Here is a 23,304-nt window from a genome sequence, read left to right on the forward strand (position 1 = left end):
TGTAAAATTGAAATGATGACTTCCTGTTGGCATACATCGTGATATTTGTAGTGATGCAGAACCGACTGGAAGGCTATGTTGAGATAACAAAAAACTAATTTCATGCCTAAAACAGGTCAATCACTGGAATTGAAATTTGCTCTTTATACTCTGTCTGCGACTGCAACAGTTGTGGCATGGGCTTTCATTTGCAACTTCATCAACACAACCTTCAGCATCAGCAATCCTGTTGGTCAAGTGATTATTGCCATTGCCGTTGGCTTTGTGGCATTCAAAATCATCATGGCTGTTCGGACAAAAACAAGAAAGGAAAAGCCTTAGCAAGAGACTGGCAACGATTGCCGTCAGTATCCCTGGTTAGACAAAGTCGTCTTTAAAAATACAGCTCTGGTGAACCAGACCCAAAAGCAGTCTCTCCACTACGAGATGGGCTGTTATGTCATCACTGAGCGAAGACCAGACTATTGACTCAAGTTGTCATGATGCCGCTGATCAAGCTCAGTAGTCATCTCAGCATGCAAAAACAGGCCACGTCCTGCAGAAAGCCTGGTCATTGTTGCTGGGTTGTAAAAGACGGAACATGACGAAAGCAAGAGTGGTGATTACGATCCATGAGAAGCCTTCAACATATGCGAACTCTGTTTGTCCCGTCGATCCTCGCAGCCTCGATTCTTTTTGTTCCAACTGTTCTTGCAGATGACTGCAAAGATGGTTGGTGCAAAGGAGGTTGTGATGAGAAACGATGCATGCGCGTGAAACTCATCTCAAAAAACAATGAAATCGTTTCTGTTGACTTGAGCAACAATCGCGGCGTTGGCAAAGCCGAATATAATTGCAAAGATTATACGTATCGATTCATCAGAGATAATCAAACAAAGAGTGATTGGATGCCAACAAAAAAGGGATCAGCTTCAAGAACGACCGCTGAAGTGGCCTGCAACTTGAAGTGATTAAAAGGTTTGCTGGAATCAAGCCTGTTGCCACAAACAAAACAAACAAAATAACTAACTAAAAATCATCCGAATATCATTTAACTGGCTTCGGGGCGTTAGTTCGGAAACAATCCAGGGCAGGCAACTGGGCGTCATGATCTTGAATTCAGTTTCGAGGTTTTACTGAATTGCTTCTAGCTGAGTTTGTTTTGACAACGATGCCATAAAACCGGCAACAATAATTGCAATCACCCCAGTCCACTGAAGCAGTGTAAAACTACCTTTAAAAATGATCACCTCACCGACACAAACCATTGGCAAACTTAAAAGGCTAAGACTTTGAAAAACCAATGGAGGCAACATAAATTGAGCACGTGAAGCGATAAATGTGTCGTATATTTTAATTACGCCATACAATCCCAGCAAGAACCATAGAGATAATTTCAAATCAGCTGCATTACTGTCTTGTTCCACAAAAATTGTGAAACCAATTAATGCAAATACAAGTTTTCCAAGCTGTTTTGAAATCATTGCCTCACTGGCCAGAAGAATCTTTCTAGACTTGCTTGAGTAAATGGTGGCATTAGCAGACAAAAAGGTGGTCGCAAAACCAAAAATCAAACCAACCCAGGAATAGCTGCCGAGCTGCAACTGAAGCACCAATGCCACTCCAATAAAGACAAAAAGTATTGAAAAAATTTCAAGTTTTTGAGGCAACCTGTTTGCCATCAAGCAAGTTAATGGTAAAACCAAAACTGAAGCCACTGACAGAAACATCGAGGCGACAGAGATGGGAAGCTGATCAGCACTGATGAGAAATGAAAGATTGTAAGCACCACTGAGGATGCCAACTAAAGCAAACGAAAGCCAAGACGTTTTTTTCCAATGGACATACTTTTTCCTATTGGCCCATAGCGCCGGGATAGACAGCGGAAGTACCATCAGCGCCGTGAGCAACAACCAAGACGAGGAAAAATAATTCAGCAAGTAATCCGCAATAATCAGATAAACACAAGAAACAAACGCCGACCAAAGCCCAATCTGTATATTGTTGCTACTGTTACTTGAAAACAATTGGATGTCAGTCCTTAACCGAATGACCGTTCTACATTTTAGACTAATACATGCGATTTGATTCCACTGAGAGCAAACACGTTTCTGACGGGCGAATGGAACAAAACACTATCTGTTCATGCTGACAAAACACTGATCATCAGCCTGGCTTCAATGTATTCATACAGATTCAAACAAATCAACTCAGGCAGACACGGAGACATCATTGATCAACTTCACCCACCACAGAATCAATACTGAAACTGGAGCCGCTGCTGCTTTTGGCACAATCGACATTGAATCCATAAACCACTCAGCACTTCGAATTTAGCTATTGCCTGATTTATTCTTAGAGACTTCCACAATCACTGTTAAAAGCCATTAATTCATTTCAATGAGATGTCGTTTTTTATCATTCTGCTCTCTGCACATCTTCAAGCAGTTCTTGTACCTGCCTGGTTCGCTTATCGCATAAAACAAAAACAAACTAATCTGAGCCCCATCTTACCGAGTGGTGGCATCTCATTACTGCAGCTTGGTTTCACCTGTTTCAGCATTGCAGCTCTGGCAGAAATGCTGGATCACACGGAAACAGGATGGATCTACATCAATCGCTTAAGCCTCTGGAATGGTCTGTTCTATGCAGGGCTTGCAGGAGGCCTTGCCTTTCTGACGGCTGCAGTGACCGATAACAAAAGACTCCACACATTGTTGGTCATCATTGTTGTGGCTGGAATTGCAGGATATTTATGTTTCGGGAAAGAAATCACCATTGTGCTTCAGTCAATCATTACACTTTTGTTTCTGACTCAATGGTGGAAACATTTTCATGACCCACTTCTCTGGATCTACCCAGTCTCCGGAGTGGTGCTGACAACCATTTTTGGAGGGTTGCTCAGCTCCACTGGAGATCAGATCTGGCATGTGTTCATCGGTCCTGCAGGATCGATCAGTTTGATAACCCTGTGGATTATTATGCTCCGTGCCAGGAAACCTAAAGAGCCTTTATTAAACAAAACCACTGATCGTTAATACAGTAAAAAGTGAACTGAGATCAATCAGATTCAGCAAACTTGATTCAAATGATGAATGAACAACTCAGGTATGGGATGACTTGAAAGAATCACAAATCAGAATTGATGCAGCAGCACTATGCTCAACACAACCGTATACATGAATAGTTAAACAGATTTCGGAAACATCAAATCCCAATCAATAAAATTGCAAAAATCAATCCAAACAACGCTTGCAAATAGCATTGGAGTGGCAATTCCATAAATACTGAAATAGAATTATCTAGTTGAGAGCAGGATCAATGTATCAAAACTACTTCATAGGCGAATTGCTGGGTACGCTTTTTTTAGTCTTGTTTGGTTGTGGTGTATGTGGTGGAGCTTCATTAAAAGACTCAAAATCCTATAACGCTGGATGGATAGCCATTTCAGCAGGTTGGGGATTTGCAGTGATGATTGGAATCTTTATTTCCATGGCCTCAGGTTCAAAAGGTGGTGATATTAATCCAGTCATTACATTAATGAAATACGGTCTTGGCAAGTATGAATCTGGTTGGATGGTGACAGCAATCATCATTGCTCAATTAATCGGGGCTTTTCTGGGTGCAATCGTTGTATGGCTTATTTATTTACCCCATTGGAAAAAAACCGAAGACAGAGCAGCCAAATTATCGGTTTTTGCAACAGCACCAGCCATTGCAAACGGATTCGCAAATTTTCTGGCGGAAGCTTTGGCAACAACTGCCCTTGTTGTGATCGCTGGCGCACTCGCTGAATATGGAAATACCTATAACTTTTCAGATGGCTCACTACCTTATATCTTTGGTTTTGTTGTCTGGGGGATTGGATTATCGCTGGGAGGGCCGACTGGTTACGCCATTAATCCTGCCAGAGACCTGGGTCCACGCCTAGCGCATACGGTCTTACCGGTTGCCGGCAAAGGCACTTCTCAATGGAATTATTCATGGGTGCCGATTATTGGTCCATTGACCGGTGTGTTCATTGGATTATGCATCATCAAACTATTCCTGCTGAGCTAAAAGACAAGGTGTTGTAAATAGGGATACTTATAGAGCTTTTTATAAAGCATCGAAACAATTTCTATACCAAAATAATGCTCTAATCACTCAATGACGTGCTGATGACAGCTTCTCCATTGCAGTGAAACTTGTTGATTGCCACAGACCACCTGCAGAATACGTGACGAGACATCGCTGCAGCGATTGAGGGTTACACATCCAGAAAGATTGAATTTCGAATGCTCTATCTAAATCAACCGTTGATGGTAATTTCGCAGCACCTCCATCAGGAAACAGAATAAGTGATTTCAACAGATGAAGATCAATCTCCATCTCAATCTCACCCATTGTTGAGTGGGGCCAGCTTTGATCAGTAACCACTGCCTGAGAGCCTCTCCAACGTCCAAGCATTGGGGTGGTATTGAGCACTTCATTGTTCAGGGTCAACTCATTCCCTTTAACTTCTCTGATCAGGGTCCTTCGATAAAATCCCTGATCCTGATCAAACCAAAACACATGACGGTGTCTTTTATCATTCTTGATAAATGAAACCTCGACTTGAGAGGTCTCCTCTTTTTTGATTTCAACAGTGGAAGCGCAGAAAGCACCCCCCGGAAAATAAATCAAATCTCTATCAAAAGAATCCCACTGACGCCGGATATCTCTATCAGGGTCATCAGTGGTGGTGGTCTTTTCAACATTCCAGAGCCTCAGGCGGAAATCAAGAGAGTCTTTGTTTTCAGCTTGACTGAGTTCCAGCTTTGACCAGGATTGTGAAATCACGGCCATCCTGGAGTCATAGCGGCTGAAGAGCCCATTCCACTCACCTAAATTTTCACAGAGATAATCAAATTGTTTTGCCAGTTGAAGCTCGACACTCATCACACTTCAAGGCAGTGAAGACTCAAGGATAGTCTTCAGATTTCGGCGACACAAGTAAGCAAAACAAGCAATTCAGTCTGATCAGTCCAGAAAATTGATGTCAGCGTCAAATGCCGGGTAGGTCATCGTTGGAGCACGATGAGGATCAGAAACTCAGCCTGCAAGCAAATTCCATTCCAGACACCAGCCGATCCTTTGTTTCCAAACCAGATCGTCGCATCACTGTTCACCGCACTGAATACCTCTTAAGAGTTATCAGTGAGACAAACCACGTCATGACACGGCCGAATCAAGCAGCCTGAAATCGCAGCAATGCATTGAACAGATTTGCAGAGCATCGGCGTTCTATCAGGGTGTTCTGGTCAGTTCCCGGTGGTGTGTTGCGACGGGGCGCGGGCAGTCCTCGCGGCCTGCTTTAAAGGGTTCCAGGCGCGGGGGCTTCATGGCTTTTACCGGCTACGCATAAGTGCACGTTAAACCGTACCTCGCTGGTCGGTCCTCCCCCTGTTGAGACCTGTTCATCAGGCATAGAAAGGAACTGTCCCAATCCGGTAGTCACCATGACGACAGATCTCATCAAGTGCCAGTGCAACACCGCTTGTCAGTGCAGAGTCGAGCCTGCAAAAGCTGTGATGCGTAACGGCAAAGCCTTCTGCTGCGAACCCTGCGCCGATGGTCTCGGCTGTGGTTGCCGGTAAGTGTTGTTGCCGCTGGAAACCTGACCCTCACACCACAAAGCCCTGCTCTTCTGAGTGGGGCTTTTCCTTGAGGCAGGCCAATGTTGGTCAGTAGACCCTATGTTCGTACAAAATCTTGCAACTTTTATCCGTTTTAAACTTCCATTTTTCATTTTTCTGCATTGCAGTGAACTCATAGACACCCTCAAAAAGCTTGTCTTTGATAGTGTCCTGCTGAGTCACTTCAAATCCTCTTTTACTCAAGACGTCAGAGCACTCTGCAATTGTTTTAGTCTGAGCTGAAACTGACAGATTGGAAGAACATACAGTTGCAGCTGCAAACAACAAGACAGCTTTCAGGCAACGAGCCATTCTTTTAAAAACTTACACATTTGCCTCATAGCAAGCCTTTTTGAATTCAGCCATTCAGGAGGCACGTGTGTCTTAAGGTACATGCTGATCGACAGATTGATCAACAACAGCACCTGTTGAACTGCTGTTTTTGAAAACAGGGCAACCTGAATCACACAGACTCAAAAACATGGGCCCCGCTTGTGCAAAGCGAGGTAAGAAAAAACCATTTTGAGAAGGCCCCATATTTTCAAGTAGCAATTTTTACTCACAATCTCATTCTCTCGGATCACATTCCATCAACTTCGATGGAAAAATTTGATGCGATGACCAGACTGATTGAAGATTATTTATCAGGGCAATGGAGACAGAAAAAGAGTCGGTCGCTCAAGGTTCCCCAAAAAAGCGAGGTTCAAAAGACAAACTTGTTGCTGTCGGAATTGCTCCCATGGGAGTCATCTCCATTGGCATTGCGCCGATGGGGGTGCTCTGCATCGGGATCATCCCCATGGGAATCATTGGACTGGGAATTGTATCAATGGGCGCCATAACTGCTTCGGTAATCGGAATGGGGCTTTTTTCTGTTGGTTACAACACCATGGGGGTTGTAACGGCGGGTCCTCTCAGCATGAGTCGCATCAACATCTGGGGACCCAAAATGAAAATGCCGCATATGCATCATGGGCACGAAATCATGCATGAAGCAGCTCATAAAAACTCCTATGTCATTTACGACGACGAGGACATGGCCCGAACGTCGGCCAAGATGATGGGCTGTACAACAATCCACAGAGTTGGCAACTACTGGGCTCCCTGCAAAGCCCCCGGCAAAACCAACTGAAAAGAGTTCACTCCTCAACGCATCTCTTTCTCAGGCAGGTCTGCCACTCAAAACTCCGAAGACCAGCAAGGACAGCTCGCCATCGCATGGAAACCAGGCATTTCGGCTACGTATAAGTGCACGTTAAACCGTACCTCGCTGGTCGGTCCTCCCCCTGTTGAGACCCGTTCATCAGGCATAGAAAGGAACTGCCCCAATCCGGTAGTCACCATGACGACAGATCTCATCAAGTGCCAGTGCAACACCGCTTGTCAGTGCAGAGTCGAGCCTGCAAAAGCTGTGATGCGCAACGGCAAAGCCTTCTGCTGTGAACCCTGTGCCGATGGTCTCGGCTGTGGTTGCCGGTAAGTGTTGTTGCCGCTGGAAACCTGACCCTCACACCACAAAGCCCTGCTCTTCTGAGTGGGGCTTTCGCTTCAAACAGTCCTCTGCTGACCAGTGGACCCTGTATTGAATCAGGGCTGAAAGAAGCCTCGAGCGCAGAAACATGCAAGGGCACCATCAACTGTTGATCATCAATCGAGGTAGCGTTCAAACATCTGGAGCCCGATGGATATGGCCAAGGACAAGCCCTCGTTCTTCTCTTTCGAAGGAGAGATGGGCCGACTGGATTACTGGGGAAGCCTCATCTTCAGAACGTTGATCGCAGGCCTGATTTTCTTTGTGATCATTGCCTTGATTTTTCGAAGTTATTTCAGCAGCTCTTACGACGATTTATCAGAAGCAATCACACAGTGGGCAACGGATCACGCGGTCAGAGTGTGGCTGCTTGGTGAACTTCTCAACGTTTTTCTGTTCCTGCCGATCATCTGGAGACGCTGGAGGGATCTGGGACCACGTCTGAAGAAACACTGGCTCTACATCGCAGTGCTGAGCAGCCTCATGCCAGGTTACGAGGTGTTCCCCTTCGTTGGCGTTCAATCACTGATCATCACCCTTGGGATCCTGTCGATTTATCCAAACTTCAAACTGCTGTTCTGGCCTGGCAGAAAACACGCAACCCTGCGACAGGCCTGAGACGCGATCGGAGCGACTGGCTAGCACTGAAGACAAAGGGAGTTGTCATGCAGGAAGTTCTGTTGATCGCACAACTGCTGGCGTGGAGTGATTTCGACTTCCAGGACTGGGTGGACAGCAGACCACCGGCTGAGCTCTGCCAGGGGTTCAGGGATGGGCTGATTCCGGAGGCCATGCTTCCCGGCGGGCGCGCACAGACGCCATGCAGCAGCTTCAAGGGAGACGATCCGATGAATTACGTCATCAGGTGACCACCGCTTGAGGTGCTGCAGTGCATTTGTAAGGCGATAGGGTTCAAGTGATGCAGCGACACTTGCTGGCTGGTCGCCATGATCTCCGGGCGACCGTTCAGAGGTGGGCGATCGCACGTGACGAGCCCGGCGGCGTATTGCGGAATGCAGCGTCGGGTAAGTCCACGTTGACGCAGATCCATCTGGTTTTGCGAAACACCCGAATGACTTAACGAATCACCTCAATGACCCGGCCGAGGTAATGGCGCTCACCGCCTGCTGAGTCGATCACTGATCAAGCACGCCGGTCGACAACAGCACCCAGATCAGCAGTGCAAACAACAGATAAGCCACCAGCAGAGGGTTGGGGCCGATGGTCGCCATCAGCAGGCAGGCGATGACGCCGCTGACGAACAGACCAATCAGCGGATTCCACCTTTGCTCTTTCGTCGGCTTCAAGGCTTGTGGGTGATCACCGTTCCGGCCACTTGAAATCTCAGACTCAGCTGAGAGTGCCAGTGGCCTGCACAAGCGACTGTGACCAAATGCACAGGAGTGAGAACAGCTGCATTCAGTAGTAGCGACCTGGATATTCGCCGGGGTGATCCACCCGTGTGACACGCACGCCTGCCGTGCTCCGGCCGGACAACATCAGCAGATCGCTGCCTGAAACGGCATAACCCAGATCCTGGGCAAGCTGGGCCACCTCGTCCGCCGTGACCGCCGCCTGAACCTTCACCTGCAGGATCGGATCACGGCCCAGATGCTCGAGGAACTGCTGCACCGGTTGTGCGGTCATCGCTGCTGATGCGCTGGTGCAATTGAACACGATCCCGGGCGCATGCGTGAAAACAGGCCATGCTTTACGGAGATCGCGATGCTCGAGGCGTGTCCCATGCTGAGTTCTCTGCTCAACGTTCTCTGGGTGGTGCTCGGCGGTCTGATGATGGCCCTGGGCTGGTGGCTGGCCGGACTGATCTGCGCGATCACAGTCGTGGGTCTGCCCTGGGCTCGTTCCTGCTTCGTGATCGGGCGATTTTCGCTGTGGCCCTTCGGAAGAGAAGCCGTGAACCGCAGGGATCTGAAGGGTCGTGATGACCTGGGAACAGGATCCCTGGGCTTGATCGGCAACGTGCTCTGGTTCCTGGTGGCCGGATGGTGGCTGGCGATCGGCCATCTGGGCTCCGCCCTGGCCTGCTTCGTGACCATCATCGGCATCCCCTTCGGCATCCAGCACATCAAGCTGGCCCTGATCGCACTGGCTCCTGTGGGGATGACCGTTGTGCCGGTGCAAAGGGTCTGACCGTTCCTGTCAGCCTGTTTCAGAGGGGCAGATAGAGAACATCACGGCTGCAGCGTTGGAGTGCGTCACGAACCGCCTCAAGCTCCTGTTGCCCCCCCTTGAAGCTGCGGCCCGAAGGCACCACAAGCTCTCCATTCAGATCAAGATGAATGTTGCCGCTGAACCATGACGCGCCTGAAGGCAGGAACGCCCTGCAGCTCAACGCCCCGTCAGCTCCCTGCTTCCGCTCGATACGCCAGCCGCTGACCCGGTCGAGCTCGGTGTAGCGGTTGAGACCGGCGCGGCATGGGGACATGAACAACAGCAGCAGTGCCGCGCTTGCGAACCACGGGAACCACGGAGGTGATGGAGCAGTGCTGCAGCTCAAGAACGTTCCTCTTCGGTGAGGTATTCCTCAACGATCGGTGAGCAATCACCCCGTTCCAGGGCTGCGATTTCACGCTCGATGTTGTCGATGAACAGCTGATTGCCATTGCGCCTGGCCACCTCCAGAACGGTTCGCAGGCGCTCCAGCTGCATCAGGTTCTCCTCATCCATTGATGGCAGATCACAATCAGGGCAGCCAATCATGGATACCGCACCATCAGCAACCCCGCAGAGAAAAGACGGGACGACGGTCGGGGTCGCTGCAACGGTGACAGGTCAAGATCCGTTAAAAGGGATTGACACGAACAGCAAACATGGCTCTCGGATACGGAGTAATCGGCAGTGGCTACGTCGGCACCGGTGTGGCCATGCGCATGAAAAGGTCCGGTCAACCCGTCACCGCCACGACGCGCTCAGTGGAAAACGTGCGCGAACTGCAGCAGCTGATGGATGACGTACGCCAGCTGGACATCACCGACCCAGATCCGGATCTTTCCTTTCTCGCCGATCTGCAGGGCCTGCTGATCAGCGTGGCGCCAACCAGGCAGAACGATGGTTACAGCGATGTTTTCGTGCGCGGCATGCGCAATCTGGCCGGTGCACTGCGACGCAGGACGAGCACACAACCACTGCACATCACCTACATCAGCAGCGTCAGCGTGTACGGAGACCAGCAAGGAGACGAAGTGTGGGAGCACTCAGCGCTGGACTGCGACTCTCCGGTCAACAGCATGCTCGCTGCAGCTGAGGAGCTGATGCTCGACATTGATCGCCCCGACACCTCAATCTGTGTGCTCAGACTCGGCGGAATCTATGGGCCAGGACGCGACATGGTGGGGATGATCCGTGAAGCCGCAGGCCAGCAGGTGCCCAAGGATGGCAACGCCATCAATGCCTGGAGCAGTCTTGTCGACATCGCCAGGGGCGTGCAGTTCGCCTTCGACAACAAACTCTCAGGCATCTACAACCTGGTTGACGACATGCAGCTCAGCCGGCGGGAGCTGTCGACCCTGATCTGCGATCAGGAAGGTCTCCCTCCCGTGCTCTGGAGCCACACCAGCTCAGCGACGGGGCGCAGCATGAATGCCCGCGTCTCCAACCGGAAGATCAAGGATGCCGGCTTCAGGCTGTTGTCACCGTCGATGCTGGAGCCAGTCACTGCCTGAGCATGCGCCGGCGCACCAGCGAATCCCAGAGACGGGTCGGGATCAAGGGCTGCAACAGCTGCACTTCAGACTGACTGCCGCATCGGTAGCGCGGCCTGGGACGGGACGTCTCCAGCGCCGAGACGATGGTGCGGGCGACCAGATCAGGAGAGGAAGCATGACGAAAGCCCTCGGCCCAGCTTGCTGCAACCCGATGCATCATCCGCCCCCAGACCGGATCAGCCGCATGCCTCTGCAGGGAGACCGCACTCACGGTTTCAAAACCAGTGCGGATCAGGCCTGGCTCCACCAACACCACCTGCACGCCGAAACCGTGCAGCTCGAGACGCAGAGCATCACTGATGCCCTCGAGCGCATGCTTACTGGCTCCATACCAGCCGGCCCCGGGCGTGACAAAACGGCCGGCAATCGATGAGAGATTCACGATGCGGCCGCGTCGACGTTCACGCATGGGCGGCATCAGCATCTGCGTGAGGCCGATCAGCCCGAACAGATTCACTTCGAACATCGCCCTGGCCCGCTCGATGGGCATGGTCTCCACCGGTCCCGTTTCCCCGTAACCGGCGTTATTCACCAGAGCATCCAAGGCACCGATTGCGCCGCTGACGGTGTCAGACAGCTGCCGGCAGGATGCCTGGTCAGCGAGATCAAGAGACAGAACCTCAGCTCCGCGACGACGCAGGGGCTCCATCGCTTCCAGCCGGCGGGCCGCAGCGAACACATGCCAGCCGTTGTCAAGCAACCGGTGAGCTGTCGCCAGGCCGATACCACTGGAGGCCCCGGTGATCAGCACACTGCGCCTGGAACGGGATTGCGAGGCCGTCATCTCACTTGTGGCAGGCCGCCCGGAAGCGGTCGGACCGGCTGGTGCTGCCATGTTTGGTGCGCCGGCCACTGACCCGCTTCCTCCAGGCACGAAAGGAACCTGATCTGAGCTCGGAGCGCATCAGAGCGATCACCTCGGCCTCCGAGAGCCCGAACTGGAATTCGATCGCCTCGAATGTGGTGCGATCCTCCCAGGCCATCTCGATCACGCGGTCAATCTCCTGGGAGGTGAGGCGGTCCGGCAGGTCGCAGTTCATTGGCTGGCGGAATCAGTGATCGGGATGCTCGAACAAAGCCACAGCCCTGTCGGTCTCCGTGATCTCGCGTGGATCAGAGGCGGGATCAGTCGCGGACGGCCGTTGCAGAGAAGGCAGTGCGAGAGAAGGCAGTGCGAGAGAAGGCAGTGCGAAGGCTTTTTCCAGCTCGGTTTTTGCAGCGCCGAAGGGGTAGGTCATGAGGTTGGTCGTGTTGCGTGGACCCACCGGACCCACGCTCTTTACATTGCGCAACATTAACCGCAGACACGTCCGGACGGACGCTTCAGGGGCATCCGAGCAGAGCAATGAAACTGATTCTCAGCAGCAGATTTGCACTCCTGATTGTGATTCTCAACAACATATTCGCAGCTTTTGAATGTGATTCTCAAAAGCATATTTTGATCCGCTAATGTTCGGTTTTTACGCATATCTTTCGCTCTTTTGTGATGTAGAACTGATTCATCCCTCCCAGAGGAAGAGCAATGACAGCTTCACAAATCCAAGCCCCCATCACTGTCCCCACCGGTCCCGCAGGCCGCGCCATGGCCGAGCCCATGTCCGCTGAACTGCTCGATCTGATGGAAGCCCATCTCAACCTTGAGCGTCAGTCAGCTGCTGACTATTTCGCTGCTGCCATCTGGTTCGCTGAACGCGAGCTGACCGGCTTTGCCGAGCACCTGCGTGATGAGGCCAAACAGGAACAGGAGCATGCCGCCAAATTCGCCGACTATCTGATCAGCAGAGGTCAACGCCCTGTGCTCGACACCATCGAGCCACCGCGTCAGCAGTGGACTGGCGTGGAGCAGGTGATCGCCAACGTCTTCCGCATGGAAGCTGATGTCACCGCCTCCGTGCTGCAGCTTTATGACACTGCAGAAAAGGACATTGATCGCCGCACAACCGTCTTCCTTGATCCCATCGTTGACGGCCAGCGTCTCTCTGAGCACGAGGCCGCTTATCTGCTGGGTCGAGTCAAGTTCGCTGCAGGCAACCCTGCTGCCGTGATGATCATCGACGCTGAACTCAGGGAAGACGAAGCCGAGCCCGCCAAGCTCGAAGGCTGATCAGCCCTCCGTTCATTCAGCTCAAAGCACAATCTGCTAGCTGAACCCAACAGCCCCGCCACGAGCGGGGTTTTTGCTGGGGCGAACTCCTGCAAGCCAACGAGACAGCCACTCAGGATCTGAACAGCTTGAACAACGCCCAGAGGGCAGCCGCAGCGAGCAACCAGTAAACCCAAGACCACTGCAGCCAGACAGCAACGATGAGGCCCGCAGCGAACAGGGCCAGAAATCTCCCGAGAGTCACACCAAGCTGACGAGGGTCTCCATCTAAGCCAAACCGGCCCGGAATCCACAGCCCACAACGCCAGGGGCGAGCTCCGTAGGGTTTCACTCAGCGGCTGCAGGTTGGATGAACGTTGACAAGGAACTGCAGAAGCAGGCGCGCAGAAACCTGCGTGGCACCGACCCATCCATCGCCAGGTACATGCAGGTGCTCGAGCATGAGATCTGCCACCTCGAGAAACTAAATGCACAGCTGAACCTGGACCTGAAGGCGCTTCAGCAGCAGCAGGCAGGCTGATCAATATTCGGCGCCACAGGATCTCAGGAGACCCTGAGGATTGCCCGGATCAGATTCGGGCGCTGCTGGAGTTCAGCAGTGAATTCCTGAGCCAGATCTCTGGCTTCCATGACATCGGAGGCGTAGACACAACCTTCTCGGAATGCTCCGGTGCGATCCCGGTAGCGCACCAGGTACCGGTTGACGGTTTGAAGTGGTGAGAACATCTGAATCCCTGCCTAGGCGAATCCGAAACGGCGGGCAGCGCTGGCCTCGAACTCGCGCCTGATCTGCACAATCGCCTCGCGGGCGAAGGCCTTTTCGTTTTCCTGCGCAGTGATGATCTGCTTCGTGAGCTGACGCAACTGTTCGATGTCCTGGCAGGCATCGATCTCACGAAACGCTGATTCAAGGTTGAATTTCTGCTCAACCGACAGACGATGATTGGTCATGGTGCAGGGACGGCAAAAGCCTCACATAGCGAGGCATTGAGTGGCAGTACACCTACGTTCGCCACGGCCAGAGTCAATCGTGACGGTGAAATCCGCCCCGGGCCGAACACGCGGTCAGACCCGGAGCTTGATAAGCCAACCAGTTTGAATGAGGGCAACGATCAGAAACCGAGCTGATTGAGGATGCCCTGACCGGTGAGCAGTTCAGTGCCCAGGCCGATCACGAAACCGAGCATGGCCAGGCGGCCATTCCAGGTTTCAGCGAAGTTGACGAAGCCGAAGCGGCGTTGAGTGGTGTCAGTCATGGTTTCAGGTGCGATGGTTTCGGATGCGGAAGTGAATGGAGAAGCAGATCAGCCGGCGCAGTTGCAACCACAGGGCTCACGGCCATGGCACGGCTCCCTGTTGATGTGTCCGTTGGCGCAGGCCTGCGAACAGAAGAGAAGAGTGCCCCGGTGAAAGGATGTGGCCGGCTCGACGGCACAGGCGCAGTCGGGGCATGCGCACTGATGGAGAACTGCTGTCATGAATGTCTCCGCTGGGGACCTTTTCGGTCTATGGCTGCCGCTCCCCACGGTGCAGAGGGGACAGCCGACCTCGGAGGTACGGTTTCAGGATCTTTCCAGGTGAACGGCTCGGGAGCAGATTCACAGCTTTTTTTCAGCTGAATCATGCGGATCAGGCCAGCTCCGCACATCAATCGGTTATCCGTAGCCAATGGCACCGACAGCCCGATAACGGCCGGCCAGCATGAATGTATCCACACCGTTGGAGTTGGAACCATGAAAGCCAACAGCAACCGTTGCCAGGACCTGAACAAGCAGCTGGCCATGTACCGCGCCTTCCGCGACATGGAAGGCGTTGCGGCCGTCACCCGCGAGCTGCAGATGGATGCCTGCGCCTGCCCGATCAGGGACTGAACCTGATCAAAGAGGATCAGAGCTGCCCCGGCATCCAACAATTCATTGTTCGATCAGCAACTGCTGTTCCCCGGCAGTGAATCCATCCAACCGGCTTGTCCGGTGCCTTTCAGAGGGGAACCACCCTCCGGCATCGACTACATCGGCAAGGCAACCGACCTTCCCGATCCCGATGCGATGGCACTCTCGATCGGATTTGATCTGGAGACCTTCAACCGTCGCACGGATCTCTGGCGTCACAAGGCCAGCCTCAGCCCCTCGCTCGGCGGCGAGATCCGGTTGGCACAGCTGCACGCAACGGGCAGTGACACCACACTGGTGATCGATGTGGCGGTGATCGGTCAGCCGGCCACTGACTGGCTCCGCAGGCTTGTGCGCAACCCCGAACGCAGGCTGGTGGGCCACAACCTTCTGTTTGAGGCGACCTTCCTGATCGGCGCAGGCATCAGACCGTTGTGCCAGTGGTGGGACACAATGCTGGCCTGCCAGATCATCGGCGACCTGCCGAGCAACAGTCTGGCCGCCGCGGCTGCGCACTACCTGAAGCGTGCGCTCGACAAAAGCGAACAGACCGGCGACTGGGGAAATGCCCTCACCGCCAGCCAGCTGCGCTACGCAGCTCTGGATGCCGAAATCGTGCTGCCTCTGGGACGGGAGCTGCATCAACAGCTTGTCGCCACGCGACAGACCACGGTGCACCGGCTTGATTGCTCAACCATCAGTGCCTGCGCTGATGGTCAGGTGCGAGGGCTGGCGGTTGATGTCGAAACAGCACTTGACTCCAGAGCACGGGCCCTCAGAGAACGGGAACGACTGGCGGCCCAGGTGCAGAAGACACTCGGAATCGAGAACTACAGAAGCCCCGACAAGCTGCAGAGTGCCCTGAGTGTTCACCTGGGCGAGCCGGTTGAAAACACCAGGGACAGAACCCTGAACACGTTTCTTCCCGATCCAGTCATTGAGACGCTGCAGCAGCTGAAGGCGTTGGATCAGGAACTGAAGGAGGTGAACTGGCTGCTGGATGAAGCCCGGCTCACCGATGGCAGGGTTCGTCCTCACTACCGGATCATTGGTGCCAGCACAGGCCGAATGAGCACGAGTGCCCTGATCCGCGACAGCAGCAGTCACGTTCCATCCAACACCGAGCGATTCAAAACAGGCCCGAGACAGGGCGAACCCAAGCCCGTGAAACTCGGTCAGTGCGGATTCAACTTCCAGGGCATCACCGGCGATCGCAAAAAAGCGCTGGGAACCGGTGATCCCGACACTGTGTTGATGGACCTCGACTGGTCATCGATTGAGATCCGGCTGCAGGCAAGCCCTGAGCTTTACAACGACGATGGCCAGCGCAGCATCCTGCTGGACGGCATCGACCCACATGCCTACATCGCCAGTCAGGCCTGCGGACGCGAGATCACGAAGGCGGATCCGGAACGCTCAACGATCGGCAAACGAGCCAATTTCGCCCTGGCCTACGGCTGCGGGCTCTCGGGGGTTCGCAAATTGCTCTCGAGGGCCCGCGGTGAGCAGGTCTCGGAGAAGGAAGCCCGTAAGGTTTACGACGCCTGGCATGATCTGCACCCACAGATGAGCCTGGAGATGGAGAAATTCTCCAGCGGAACCGTGACAGAAGTGCGCAGCATTGCCGGACGACGGATGACATTCCGGAGCAACCAGGTGGGATCTGATGGCGTCAGACCGATGCAGCCACTGGGAAGAACCAACGGCATCAATTTTCCTGTACAGGGATCCGGTCGTGATCTGCTCGCCTCTGCCCTTGGTGATCTCTGGCCAGCGCTGGATGGCTTCGCAGGTGTTCACATCGTGGGGCTGATTCACGATGAGATTCTTCTCGAAGTTCCACGAGATCTTGTGGAGGAGGTGAAAGCCGTCGCCCTCGCCTCGATGACCTCAGAGAAGCTTCAGAGCCTGTACCTCGGTGATATTCCGCTGGAAGCGGAATGCAATATTGCAGAGAGCTGGGGAGACGCTCACTGAACGATCACTGTCTCTGGGCAGACTGACTCCGCTCCAGTCGTCGATCGGATGATGGATCAACAGTCATCCAGACGCTGAGTTGAAGCTCGCCTGGATCGTCACAACCAATTTCTTACAAGCGTGGGAAAGCTTCTGCGAGTTCATCCGCTGCGTGCGGATCAGATCAGCCGCACAAAAGGTTCAGAACCAGACAAACGAAAGACTTGTTATTCCTTGGCAACAAGGTTTAAATAGGAATGACGAATTCATCTGCCTGAAATGCTCACTGGTGCCGATCTGCTGACCAAGGTCAAGGAACTGGGAGACGTCTCAAAAACTGATCTGGCTACTGCCTGTGGGTATGTCTCCAAGAAGAAAGACGGCTCTGACAGGGTTAACTTCACCGCCTTCTATGAAGCATTGCTGAATGCCAAGGGCATCGAACTTGGTGGCGGTTCCGCCGGAATGGGCAAGGGTGGTCGCAAGCTCAGCTACACCGCCAAAGTGCAGGGCAATGGCAACCTTCTGGTCGGCAAGGCTTACACCGCCATGCTGGATCTTGCTCCTGGCGATGAATTCGAAATCAAGCTCGGCAAGAAAGCGATCCGACTCATTCCCGTCGGTGGCGAGGAAGAAGGGGAAGAGTGATTGTCTGAAAAGACCGGTCACCACCTGATCGATTACTGGCAGGGTTGCGCGTCAACCCTGCTTTTTTTGTGGCTGAATCAGGGGAGGGAAAGCACGACAATCCACTAAAGTGCAGCTCCCAGTGGGTGATCAGTGAGCACGGAAACACTGCAGTGGAAGGACCTGTCTCTCGAAGAGCTCGAGCTGGTGCTCAAATCGGAAGAGGTCACAGGTGAGCCCGAGGAATATGCCTACATCAGAGACAATGGTCGACTGAATCTGCTCAACGACGAGTCTGCGGTTCAGTTTTCTCTGGAGTTGCCCAAGACTGAAGCCGTTGAAGCAACTGAAGCCGGTTAAGGTCTGCTGAATTGTTGATCGGATCGTGCTGAGCCTGATTCCTCCTTACTATCTGGCGGCACTCGGCCTGGGACTGGCTGCGATTGTTGTGGTTCTGTTTTATTCGTTCACTCGCACCACCAACTATGAAGTGCAGGAGAAGCTGAAGAAAGCGCAGCTCAGGAAACAACGGCAGCAGCTCAACGATCTCTGAGACCTGATCACCTGTTCAATCAACTCATGCTGAAGGTTGAACTTCGAGCCGCCAGAATTCCAGGCTTACCGGGTCTGATTGCAGATCACTACTGGTTGCTTGTGATTCGCGAGGGTGATAACGACAGTCAACGCGAGTGCGATCGCTGGGAAGTGTGGCAATCCCCGCGCCGGAATCATTCCTGCTGGGGCCATCTCCACAAGAATCTTCTGGCCCCCTGCCAGGGTGTCGGCAGTGGTCCATCACGTGTGATCCAGCAATGGCTTGGTGATGATGCCCTGTCCATCGTTGAGAGGATTGAATCCTCGCCAGCCAGCTATCCCTACACCGAAACCTACCGATACTGGCCTGGCCCCAACAGCAACACATTCGCGCAATGGATCGTTCGCGGAAAGATGGATCTTGGCGCCAGGGCCATCGGCAAAAGCTTCCCGGTTCCAGACGTGATCTGATCACGAAGGCTTCAGGCGACTGTGGAGATCACAGCCCAAGCCCCTGGATCAAACGCTCCTTGGCCTGAATGATCGCAGTCATCTGCTCGGCAGAGCCCCCCAGATCCGGATGAGCCTCTCTGGCAGCGGCTTTGTAGGCAGCCTTGACCGCCTCAACGGTGATCCTGCCCTCTGCCGGAAGACCCAGCAAGCGTCGATCCAGCTCACGACCTGGCCTGCCGGCCATCCTGTCCGCGTGATCAGACCACCACTGGGAGGCACTTCGGGCCCGCCCGCGGTCGTGGCAGGCGTAACCGCACCAGGCAAGACAGTCGGCGGTGTCCTGAGGTGGGTCTCCTTCAAGGGTCGGCAGACGCAGAACGACACCCCAGAACAGACAGCGGCGGATGAGGTTGTCTTCTTCAGGGCCACCGGAGGTGAAATCGAACACCTTGCCGGAGGGGATCAGCTCTTCAAGATCAGACCAGAGAGCCTGATCGATTCTGTCGCGACGCTGAAGCCCCACCGTTTCAAGAGCATCGAGCAGGAAGCAGACTGCTGAATCGGAAGTCGTGATTGATGGAGCCGATTCGACAGCTCCATCGATGGCCCCGAGTCGATGCGGTGTGGCACGACGTTTGAGTCTCTGAATGTGTTCGGCCAGGACAGCCGCTTCTCCCTGAACCTGCCGTCGGTGATTGTCAATCAGCTCAAGCAGCGCCCGCCTGCCGTCATCAGACAGAGGTCGATCACGGTCCAGCCTCTGCTCAACCTTGAAGATATGAACCTGCCTGGCGGTCACACCCGGCATGGCGGAAGCGTCCTGACTGCAGATCCGCCAGCGCCTGGCCTGCAGGCTGGCAGCGCCAGAGTCATGAAACCCGGCCGGAGAGTCCGAGGACATGTTGTTGATCATCAACTGCTCCACTCACGCCATCCGGAACGACCATTGCTGGTCGGCACGGCGATCGAGCCAATGTGCCATTGAAGGTTTGCCTGGCAATCATCTGATCGCTTGCACTCAAAAAGACACGTACATTCGCCCCAACCGCCAGCAACGCATGTCGATGGAGGAAGTGAGGAGATTTTTACTGACCATTCGAGACAACAAGCCCTTGTACGACAAGGTTGCAAGTGTTGCAACGGCAAGCGAGATCGCATCCATCGCCAGCACGATGGGGTTTGAATTCACAGCTGCTGAACTGAAATCAATTCCCAATCAGACCGTTGAAGGAGTGCGAATCAAGAGCCAGGACACAACACCTTCATACAATTTCGGCGAAGGTGGAAACTGAATCAGCCCTGAGATCAGTCAGGCATCAGGTATTCCAGAAGCAGTGAAAAACTCCACAAACCGGCAACGGCAACAAAACCAAGAAGGATCAGGGCAGCAGGATTAACCGCACCCTCGGACTCAACAGGGAGCTCTTCCATGGTGCTGCTGTCAATTTGATTCTCCACAGGACGATTAACAACTCAAGCCATCTTATTGCTGACCTCAGAATTCAAGTCGTGCGCGATACTGAGGATACTTTTAATGCGGCGTTCAGCCACAATTCCAGTCCAGCTGGGTAGCTTTCGACAAGCCCCGGAGTTGTTTCCTGTCAAGCGCTTTACAAGCAACAACAAAACACTATTTTTATTCACCAAAAAGTAATCAGCAGCGTCCTGAGCAAACGTTCCCGGCCTTCAATCCACGAAACGAAGGCACAGGGAACAGGCAAAACCCCAGCTTTCTAGCGGCGCCTGCGGCTCATTTCATGCTTTGACGTTTCACTGAATGCAGTGAACAAAACAACAACGACCGAGACAAGACCCAGGCCAAGAAACACAAGGTAGTAGGACGGAAGAATACTGAGCATTAAAAACACGCTTTTCTCAAGAGTAATCAGAATTTGAGAATCAGCTCATCGATTGATACTCAGCTCCCATCTATCTATTGTTTTTAATTTGGCCTGATTATTCCATTGCCTGTTTCCAATGCAATGGCGGACCTGACAAAAGCTCTCACCCTGTTCAACGTGGGAGTAACCGGGCCATGCTCATGCTTTCGCTTCGATCACCTGCCATCGCCCTTGTGGCGCTCGCACAGTCATTCAGTGTTGGCGTGTTGCCTGGCCAGGCTGCTCAGAACTGCGGGCCTGGGGCTCACTGGGTTCAGACCGGACCCATGCTGGGTGCCGGGTATTGCAAGCCGAAGCACCGCAAAGACCACTTCGTCTGCGCCATCGGCTACCACTACGCAGGACAAGGGCGGTGCGTTCGCAACGGTCCCTGGTGGGAGGGCCGCAGACCTGTGAACTGGGGTCCCTATTACGAGCCACGCAACAAACAAGGCAGCGTGACCTTTGAAGGACCGAATGGGGGCGAGATCAAGCTGAAATGGTGATCAGCGGCAGCATCGCCGGGTCACATCAACAATCTGAAGCAGCCATGAAATCTGCTTGCAGCGCCGGAATGTCTGGCTCAGCCTGACCCCATGCAATCCGTCTTCTCGATTCGCCCTGTCAGACCGGCCGACATTCCGCTGATCAATGACTGGGCGCGTCGTGAAGGGTTCGCGCCGGGCACCGGAGACATCAACATCTACCGGCAGACGGATCGCCAGGGCATCTGGGCGGGCTGTCTTGACGACACGCCGATCGGGTGCATCGCAGGCATTCGCTACAACCATGCCTACGGTTTCATCGGGCTCTACATCGTGCGCCCTGACCACAGGGGCCGGGGCTACGGCGTCAGGCTCTGGAGAGAAGCGCTCGCTCACCTCCAGGACGTGAGCTGCATCGGGCTTGAAGCCGCAGAAAACAGGGTTGATGACTACGCCAACTGGGGTTTTCAACCGGCCTCAACAACGACGCGCTGGCAGCTCGAGATCGATTCGCTGGCCGAGCGGCTCCCTGCATCGACTCCGCCTGAGGGGCTGAGATTGATTCATGGAGATGACATCCCGGAGGCAACGATTCAGCTCTATGACGCTGACCGGGAACTCAGCCCCAGACCTCACTTTCTGTCGGACTGGCTGCACCACCCCGCCGGTGAGGTGACGGCGCTGCTCGACGGAACGCAACGCTGCCATGGTTTTGCCCGGATCCGGCCCTGCCTGCTCCAGACGCAGGCTGGCTGGCGGATCGGCCCCCTGCTGGCGGATTCAGCTGAACTGGCTGAGCTGTTGATCCTGGATCTGCTCAAGGCAAGGCAGGGACTGGTGATCATCGATTCCCCGGGCGGCAATGCACTGGCCTCACCATTGCTGAACACACTTGGCTTCACACCAGCTGGACGCACGCTGCGGATGTACCGCGGTGTGATGCCATCCCGGCAACTGAATCAGGTCTACGGACTTGCCTGCCTGGAACTGGGCTGAGCCGGACATCACAGAGCGATGGATCCACACACGGTGGATCTCAGGATCAGACAAGCCTGGAAATGGCAGGGATGCGCCTGAGCTGATGACTCAGACCAAAACTGACCAGCACGGATGCAGCACCACCCACAATCCACGACAACAGATTGGGCCCCGCGAAGAAATTGATCGAGCCGATGACAAGAACAATGATCACCGGGTGAATGATGTAAACGAGAAAACTGTCGACCCCTGCTGTGGCCAGCCACTGACCACAGGCCTGCTCATGTCGCTGGAACCAGAGCAGCAGATACCCCATCACACCCCAGCCAATGAAGGTGTTCATGAAGTCGAAGAGAACAGAAATGCCAGGCTGCTGCTGCTTGAAATTTCCTGTGACTGCAACGGCAACGCAAATCCCCAGCATCAGCAGAGACAGAAACACTGAAAGGCGGAACCACCTCACAACCAGATGGGCATCCAGACGCTCAAGCCATTGATGGGCCGCCGCCTTGCAACCCAGAAAGAAAAGAAAGGCATAGGTGAAGACATGGGATCCCTGAGCTCCGAGACCATCGAGAGGTGAGTTGAGCAATATCGACCAGAAATCGCTCGGCATGGTCACTAACACTTCGATGACAGCGAGCACCACAGCACTGATCAGCCAGGACCGCAACCGAGGTGTCGGCACGGTTGCATCAACCGTGAACTGATGACCACTGAGCCTGATCCAACCGCAATAGAGAAGATCAAAGCTGAACAGAACAACGAGGAACCACAGAACTCCAAGATGGTTGAAGGGATAACTGGCAAGAGGAACGGATCGCAACACACCTCCCGGAAAGAATCCGCTCAGCCAATAGGCAAGATTGTTGATCAACAGCAATCCCACCAGAAATGGAACTCCCAGCCTGATCAGGCGTTCTCTGAGATAGGTGGAGACACCTTTTTTGGCCACAGAGCGCGGCACAAAATAACCGGATATCAAAAACAACATGCACATATAAAAGGTATTGAAAAACTCCACGAGGGCCAGATCAAACCCCGTTAACCAGTTCGGTTGACTGCGTCCAACAAAACCGATACCCATGAAGGATCCTTCAGGAAAGAAGGTCAACGTGACATGGCATAAGACCACCAAAGCAATCATCACTGCCTTGATCTGATCAAAAAAAAGCACGCGCTGCTTAGCGCTTTTTTGAAGTTGAGTCATAGTCATGTCTAGTCAATTCAGCGGGCGCCAGCCATCGCCATCCGCCTGAAGCAATCATCGACGACGTGCAGGCAGCAAGGATCAAACGGATCAACAAAGACAGCGCCATAACAACGAGATTCACAGCACAGGAGGCCAGTCGCCGCTCCTGAAGGCCGCGATTATTCATCGGCCGAATGAAGTCGGCGACACATTGACTGGTCCTGCTGAGATGGCAGTTTTGAGGTCCAATGAGTCAGAGGTGGCTGATTGGTCGTTCGGGCGCTGGTGGGACAGCGCCAGGACGTTATGGC

At 53.6% G+C, this 23,304-nt stretch carries 38 protein-coding genes; 20 read left to right on the forward strand and 18 right to left on the reverse strand.

Annotation, left to right across the window (positions count from 1 at the left end):
• Window positions 1–102: 102 nt before the first annotated feature.
• On the forward strand, window positions 103–321 hold the full coding sequence (locus tag SIB73_RS06400) for a hypothetical protein (protein WP_413401992.1): 219 nt from the start codon (window positions 103–105) through the stop codon (window positions 319–321).
• A 308-nt stretch (window positions 322–629) separates the two neighbouring features.
• Complete coding sequence (locus SIB73_RS06405) at window positions 630–950, forward strand: hypothetical protein (RefSeq protein ID WP_413439755.1); 321 nt, start codon at window positions 630–632, stop codon at window positions 948–950.
• 162 nt (window positions 951–1,112) lie between these two features.
• Here SIB73_RS06405 and SIB73_RS06410 read toward each other — a convergent pair whose 3' ends face one another.
• Window positions 1,113–2,006 carry an EamA family transporter gene (locus tag SIB73_RS06410; protein WP_413401988.1) on the reverse strand — a complete coding sequence of 298 codons (894 nt, stop codon included), beginning with the start codon at window positions 2,004–2,006 and terminating at the stop codon, window positions 1,113–1,115.
• A 378-nt stretch (window positions 2,007–2,384) separates the two neighbouring features.
• Here SIB73_RS06410 and SIB73_RS06415 point away from each other — a divergent pair, with 378 nt between their 5' ends.
• Both SIB73_RS06415 and SIB73_RS06420 read left to right on the forward strand, forming a co-directional pair.
• Complete coding sequence (locus SIB73_RS06415) at window positions 2,385–3,017, forward strand: hypothetical protein (RefSeq protein ID WP_413401986.1); 633 nt, start codon at window positions 2,385–2,387, stop codon at window positions 3,015–3,017.
• 283 nt (window positions 3,018–3,300) lie between these two features.
• Complete coding sequence (locus SIB73_RS06420) at window positions 3,301–4,038, forward strand: MIP/aquaporin family protein (protein ID WP_413401984.1); 738 nt, start codon at window positions 3,301–3,303, stop codon at window positions 4,036–4,038.
• An 87-nt stretch (window positions 4,039–4,125) separates the two neighbouring features.
• Here the strand turns inward: SIB73_RS06420 and SIB73_RS06425 are convergent, their stop codons facing one another.
• Together SIB73_RS06425 and SIB73_RS06430 are read right to left on the reverse strand one after the other, a co-directional pair.
• The gene (locus tag SIB73_RS06425; protein ID WP_413401983.1) at window positions 4,126–4,899 is read right to left on the reverse strand and encodes a DUF3598 family protein; all 774 of its coding nucleotides are present in this window, start codon (window positions 4,897–4,899) and stop codon (window positions 4,126–4,128) included.
• Between the two features lie 785 nt (window positions 4,900–5,684).
• A complete protein-coding gene (locus SIB73_RS06430) occupies window positions 5,685–5,948 on the reverse strand; it encodes a hypothetical protein (protein ID WP_413401981.1) in 264 nt (87 codons plus the stop codon).
• A gap of 340 nt (window positions 5,949–6,288) precedes the next feature.
• Here SIB73_RS06430 and SIB73_RS06435 point away from each other — a divergent pair, with 340 nt between their 5' ends.
• The 3 genes from SIB73_RS06435 (at window position 6,289) to SIB73_RS06445 (ending at window position 8,036) form a co-directional block, all read left to right on the forward strand.
• On the forward strand, window positions 6,289–6,768 hold the full coding sequence (locus SIB73_RS06435) for a hypothetical protein (protein ID WP_413401979.1): 480 nt from the start codon (window positions 6,289–6,291) through the stop codon (window positions 6,766–6,768).
• 555 nt (window positions 6,769–7,323) lie between these two features.
• The gene (locus SIB73_RS06440; protein WP_413439756.1) at window positions 7,324–7,785 is read left to right on the forward strand and encodes a DUF805 domain-containing protein; all 462 of its coding nucleotides are present in this window, start codon (window positions 7,324–7,326) and stop codon (window positions 7,783–7,785) included.
• A 47-nt stretch (window positions 7,786–7,832) separates the two neighbouring features.
• On the forward strand, window positions 7,833–8,036 hold the full coding sequence (locus SIB73_RS06445; RefSeq protein WP_413401974.1) for a hypothetical protein: 204 nt from the start codon (window positions 7,833–7,835) through the stop codon (window positions 8,034–8,036).
• Window positions 8,037–8,303: 267 nt separating this feature from the next.
• Here SIB73_RS06445 and SIB73_RS06450 read toward each other — a convergent pair whose 3' ends face one another.
• Window positions 8,304–8,474 carry a hypothetical protein gene (locus tag SIB73_RS06450; RefSeq protein WP_413401972.1) on the reverse strand — a complete coding sequence of 57 codons (171 nt, stop codon included), beginning with the start codon at window positions 8,472–8,474 and terminating at the stop codon, window positions 8,304–8,306.
• Window positions 8,475–8,586: 112 nt separating this feature from the next.
• Entirely contained in the window at window positions 8,587–8,814 is a 228-nt protein-coding gene (locus SIB73_RS06455; protein ID WP_413401971.1) for a Nif11-like leader peptide family natural product precursor, read from the reverse strand.
• Between the two features lie 96 nt (window positions 8,815–8,910).
• On the opposite strand from SIB73_RS06455, the gene SIB73_RS06460 reads away from it, so the two are divergent.
• Window positions 8,911–9,318 (forward strand): YccF domain-containing protein, encoded by a 408-nt coding sequence (locus tag SIB73_RS06460; RefSeq protein ID WP_413401970.1) that lies wholly within the window; start codon window positions 8,911–8,913, stop codon window positions 9,316–9,318.
• Between the two features lie 19 nt (window positions 9,319–9,337).
• Here the strand turns inward: SIB73_RS06460 and SIB73_RS06465 are convergent, their stop codons facing one another.
• Complete coding sequence (locus SIB73_RS06465; RefSeq protein WP_413401968.1) at window positions 9,338–9,685, reverse strand: hypothetical protein; 348 nt, start codon at window positions 9,683–9,685, stop codon at window positions 9,338–9,340.
• A complete protein-coding gene (locus SIB73_RS06470; protein ID WP_413439757.1) occupies window positions 9,682–9,888 on the reverse strand; it encodes a hypothetical protein in 207 nt (68 codons plus the stop codon). Before SIB73_RS06470 ends, SIB73_RS06465 begins: the two co-directional genes overlap by 4 nt.
• A 110-nt stretch (window positions 9,889–9,998) precedes the next feature.
• On the opposite strand from SIB73_RS06470, the gene SIB73_RS06475 reads away from it, so the two are divergent.
• Entirely contained in the window at window positions 9,999–10,850 is an 852-nt protein-coding gene (locus SIB73_RS06475) for an NAD-dependent epimerase/dehydratase family protein (protein WP_413439758.1), read from the forward strand.
• Here the strand turns inward: SIB73_RS06475 and SIB73_RS06480 are convergent.
• From SIB73_RS06480 to SIB73_RS06490, 3 genes are read right to left on the reverse strand one after another with little or no spacing between them, the layout of a single operon-like run.
• Complete coding sequence (locus SIB73_RS06480; RefSeq protein ID WP_413401963.1) at window positions 10,840–11,676, reverse strand: SDR family NAD(P)-dependent oxidoreductase; 837 nt, start codon at window positions 11,674–11,676, stop codon at window positions 10,840–10,842. The two genes, SIB73_RS06475 and SIB73_RS06480, sit on opposite strands and share 11 nt — an antisense overlap.
• 1 nt (window position 11,677) lies before the next feature.
• On the reverse strand, window positions 11,678–11,932 hold the full coding sequence (locus tag SIB73_RS06485; RefSeq protein ID WP_413401961.1) for a TIGR03643 family protein: 255 nt from the start codon (window positions 11,930–11,932) through the stop codon (window positions 11,678–11,680).
• A 12-nt stretch (window positions 11,933–11,944) separates the two neighbouring features.
• Window positions 11,945–12,187 (reverse strand): hypothetical protein, encoded by a 243-nt coding sequence (locus SIB73_RS06490; RefSeq protein WP_413401959.1) that lies wholly within the window; start codon window positions 12,185–12,187, stop codon window positions 11,945–11,947.
• A gap of 227 nt (window positions 12,188–12,414) precedes the next feature.
• Here SIB73_RS06490 and SIB73_RS06495 point away from each other — a divergent pair, with 227 nt between their 5' ends.
• Window positions 12,415–12,996, forward strand: a complete 582-nt coding sequence (locus tag SIB73_RS06495; RefSeq protein WP_413401957.1) for a ferritin — start codon at window positions 12,415–12,417, stop codon at window positions 12,994–12,996.
• Between the two features lie 112 nt (window positions 12,997–13,108).
• On the opposite strand, the gene SIB73_RS06500 is transcribed toward SIB73_RS06495, so the two are convergent.
• Window positions 13,109–13,327 carry a hypothetical protein gene (locus tag SIB73_RS06500; protein WP_413401955.1) on the reverse strand — a complete coding sequence of 73 codons (219 nt, stop codon included), beginning with the start codon at window positions 13,325–13,327 and terminating at the stop codon, window positions 13,109–13,111.
• A gap of 18 nt (window positions 13,328–13,345) precedes the next feature.
• Between SIB73_RS06500 and SIB73_RS06505 the strand changes: the two genes are divergently transcribed.
• Window positions 13,346–13,516 (forward strand): hypothetical protein, encoded by a 171-nt coding sequence (locus SIB73_RS06505; protein WP_413401953.1) that lies wholly within the window; start codon window positions 13,346–13,348, stop codon window positions 13,514–13,516.
• A gap of 23 nt (window positions 13,517–13,539) precedes the next feature.
• Here SIB73_RS06505 and SIB73_RS06510 read toward each other — a convergent pair whose 3' ends face one another.
• The 4 genes from SIB73_RS06510 to SIB73_RS06525 form a co-directional block, all read right to left on the reverse strand.
• Entirely contained in the window at window positions 13,540–13,722 is a 183-nt protein-coding gene (locus SIB73_RS06510) for a hypothetical protein (RefSeq protein WP_413401951.1), read from the reverse strand.
• A gap of 12 nt (window positions 13,723–13,734) precedes the next feature.
• Window positions 13,735–13,947 carry a hypothetical protein gene (locus tag SIB73_RS06515; protein ID WP_413401950.1) on the reverse strand — a complete coding sequence of 71 codons (213 nt, stop codon included), beginning with the start codon at window positions 13,945–13,947 and terminating at the stop codon, window positions 13,735–13,737.
• 161 nt (window positions 13,948–14,108) lie between these two features.
• The gene (locus SIB73_RS06520) at window positions 14,109–14,252 is read right to left on the reverse strand and encodes a chlorophyll a/b-binding protein (RefSeq protein ID WP_066907841.1); all 144 of its coding nucleotides are present in this window, start codon (window positions 14,250–14,252) and stop codon (window positions 14,109–14,111) included.
• Window positions 14,253–14,300: 48 nt separating this feature from the next.
• Window positions 14,301–14,474 carry a conjugal transfer protein TrbI gene (locus SIB73_RS06525; protein ID WP_413401948.1) on the reverse strand — a complete coding sequence of 58 codons (174 nt, stop codon included), beginning with the start codon at window positions 14,472–14,474 and terminating at the stop codon, window positions 14,301–14,303.
• Between the two features lie 144 nt (window positions 14,475–14,618).
• Between SIB73_RS06525 and SIB73_RS06530 the strand changes: the two genes are divergently transcribed.
• The 6 genes from SIB73_RS06530 (at window position 14,619) to SIB73_RS06555 (ending at window position 18,476) form a co-directional block, all read left to right on the forward strand.
• Window positions 14,619–14,867, forward strand: a complete 249-nt coding sequence (locus tag SIB73_RS06530; protein WP_413401946.1) for a hypothetical protein — start codon at window positions 14,619–14,621, stop codon at window positions 14,865–14,867.
• 45 nt (window positions 14,868–14,912) lie between these two features.
• Window positions 14,913–16,865, forward strand: coding sequence for a DNA polymerase (locus SIB73_RS06535; protein WP_413401945.1), 1,953 nt, complete (start codon window positions 14,913–14,915; stop codon window positions 16,863–16,865).
• A gap of 258 nt (window positions 16,866–17,123) precedes the next feature.
• Window positions 17,124–17,492: an AbrB family transcriptional regulator gene (locus tag SIB73_RS06540; protein ID WP_413401942.1), complete on the forward strand. Its 369-nt coding sequence runs from the start codon at window positions 17,124–17,126 to the stop codon at window positions 17,490–17,492.
• A gap of 132 nt (window positions 17,493–17,624) precedes the next feature.
• Window positions 17,625–17,831: a hypothetical protein gene (locus tag SIB73_RS06545; RefSeq protein WP_413401940.1), complete on the forward strand. Its 207-nt coding sequence runs from the start codon at window positions 17,625–17,627 to the stop codon at window positions 17,829–17,831.
• A gap of 25 nt (window positions 17,832–17,856) precedes the next feature.
• Window positions 17,857–18,024 carry a hypothetical protein gene (locus SIB73_RS06550; RefSeq protein WP_413401938.1) on the forward strand — a complete coding sequence of 56 codons (168 nt, stop codon included), beginning with the start codon at window positions 17,857–17,859 and terminating at the stop codon, window positions 18,022–18,024.
• Window positions 18,025–18,050: 26 nt separating this feature from the next.
• Window positions 18,051–18,476 (forward strand): DUF3750 domain-containing protein, encoded by a 426-nt coding sequence (locus SIB73_RS06555; protein WP_413401936.1) that lies wholly within the window; start codon window positions 18,051–18,053, stop codon window positions 18,474–18,476.
• Between the two features lie 28 nt (window positions 18,477–18,504).
• Here the strand turns inward: SIB73_RS06555 and SIB73_RS06560 are convergent, their stop codons facing one another.
• Window positions 18,505–19,359: a hypothetical protein gene (locus tag SIB73_RS06560; RefSeq protein WP_413401934.1), complete on the reverse strand. Its 855-nt coding sequence runs from the start codon at window positions 19,357–19,359 to the stop codon at window positions 18,505–18,507.
• On the opposite strand from SIB73_RS06560, the gene SIB73_RS06565 reads away from it, so the two are divergent.
• Window positions 19,358–19,750, forward strand: a complete 393-nt coding sequence (locus SIB73_RS06565) for a Nif11-like leader peptide family natural product precursor (protein ID WP_413401932.1) — start codon at window positions 19,358–19,360, stop codon at window positions 19,748–19,750. The two genes, SIB73_RS06560 and SIB73_RS06565, sit on opposite strands and share 2 nt — an antisense overlap.
• A 13-nt stretch (window positions 19,751–19,763) precedes the next feature.
• On the opposite strand, the gene SIB73_RS06570 is transcribed toward SIB73_RS06565, so the two are convergent.
• Entirely contained in the window at window positions 19,764–19,916 is a 153-nt protein-coding gene (locus tag SIB73_RS06570) for a hypothetical protein (protein WP_413401930.1), read from the reverse strand.
• A gap of 577 nt (window positions 19,917–20,493) precedes the next feature.
• Here SIB73_RS06570 and SIB73_RS06575 point away from each other — a divergent pair.
• Both SIB73_RS06575 and SIB73_RS06580 read left to right on the forward strand, forming a co-directional pair.
• Window positions 20,494–20,844, forward strand: coding sequence for a hypothetical protein (locus SIB73_RS06575; protein ID WP_413401929.1), 351 nt, complete (start codon window positions 20,494–20,496; stop codon window positions 20,842–20,844).
• A gap of 90 nt (window positions 20,845–20,934) precedes the next feature.
• Entirely contained in the window at window positions 20,935–21,819 is an 885-nt protein-coding gene (locus SIB73_RS06580; protein ID WP_413401927.1) for a GNAT family N-acetyltransferase, read from the forward strand.
• A gap of 46 nt (window positions 21,820–21,865) precedes the next feature.
• Here the strand turns inward: SIB73_RS06580 and SIB73_RS06585 are convergent, their stop codons facing one another.
• The gene (locus tag SIB73_RS06585) at window positions 21,866–23,017 is read right to left on the reverse strand and encodes an acyltransferase family protein (RefSeq protein ID WP_413439759.1); all 1,152 of its coding nucleotides are present in this window, start codon (window positions 23,015–23,017) and stop codon (window positions 21,866–21,868) included.
• Window positions 23,018–23,304 lie beyond the last annotated feature (287 nt).

Source organism: Synechococcus sp. MIT S9509, from assembly GCF_047303035.1.
GTDB lineage: Bacteria > Cyanobacteriota > Cyanobacteriia > PCC-6307 > Cyanobiaceae > Synechococcus_C.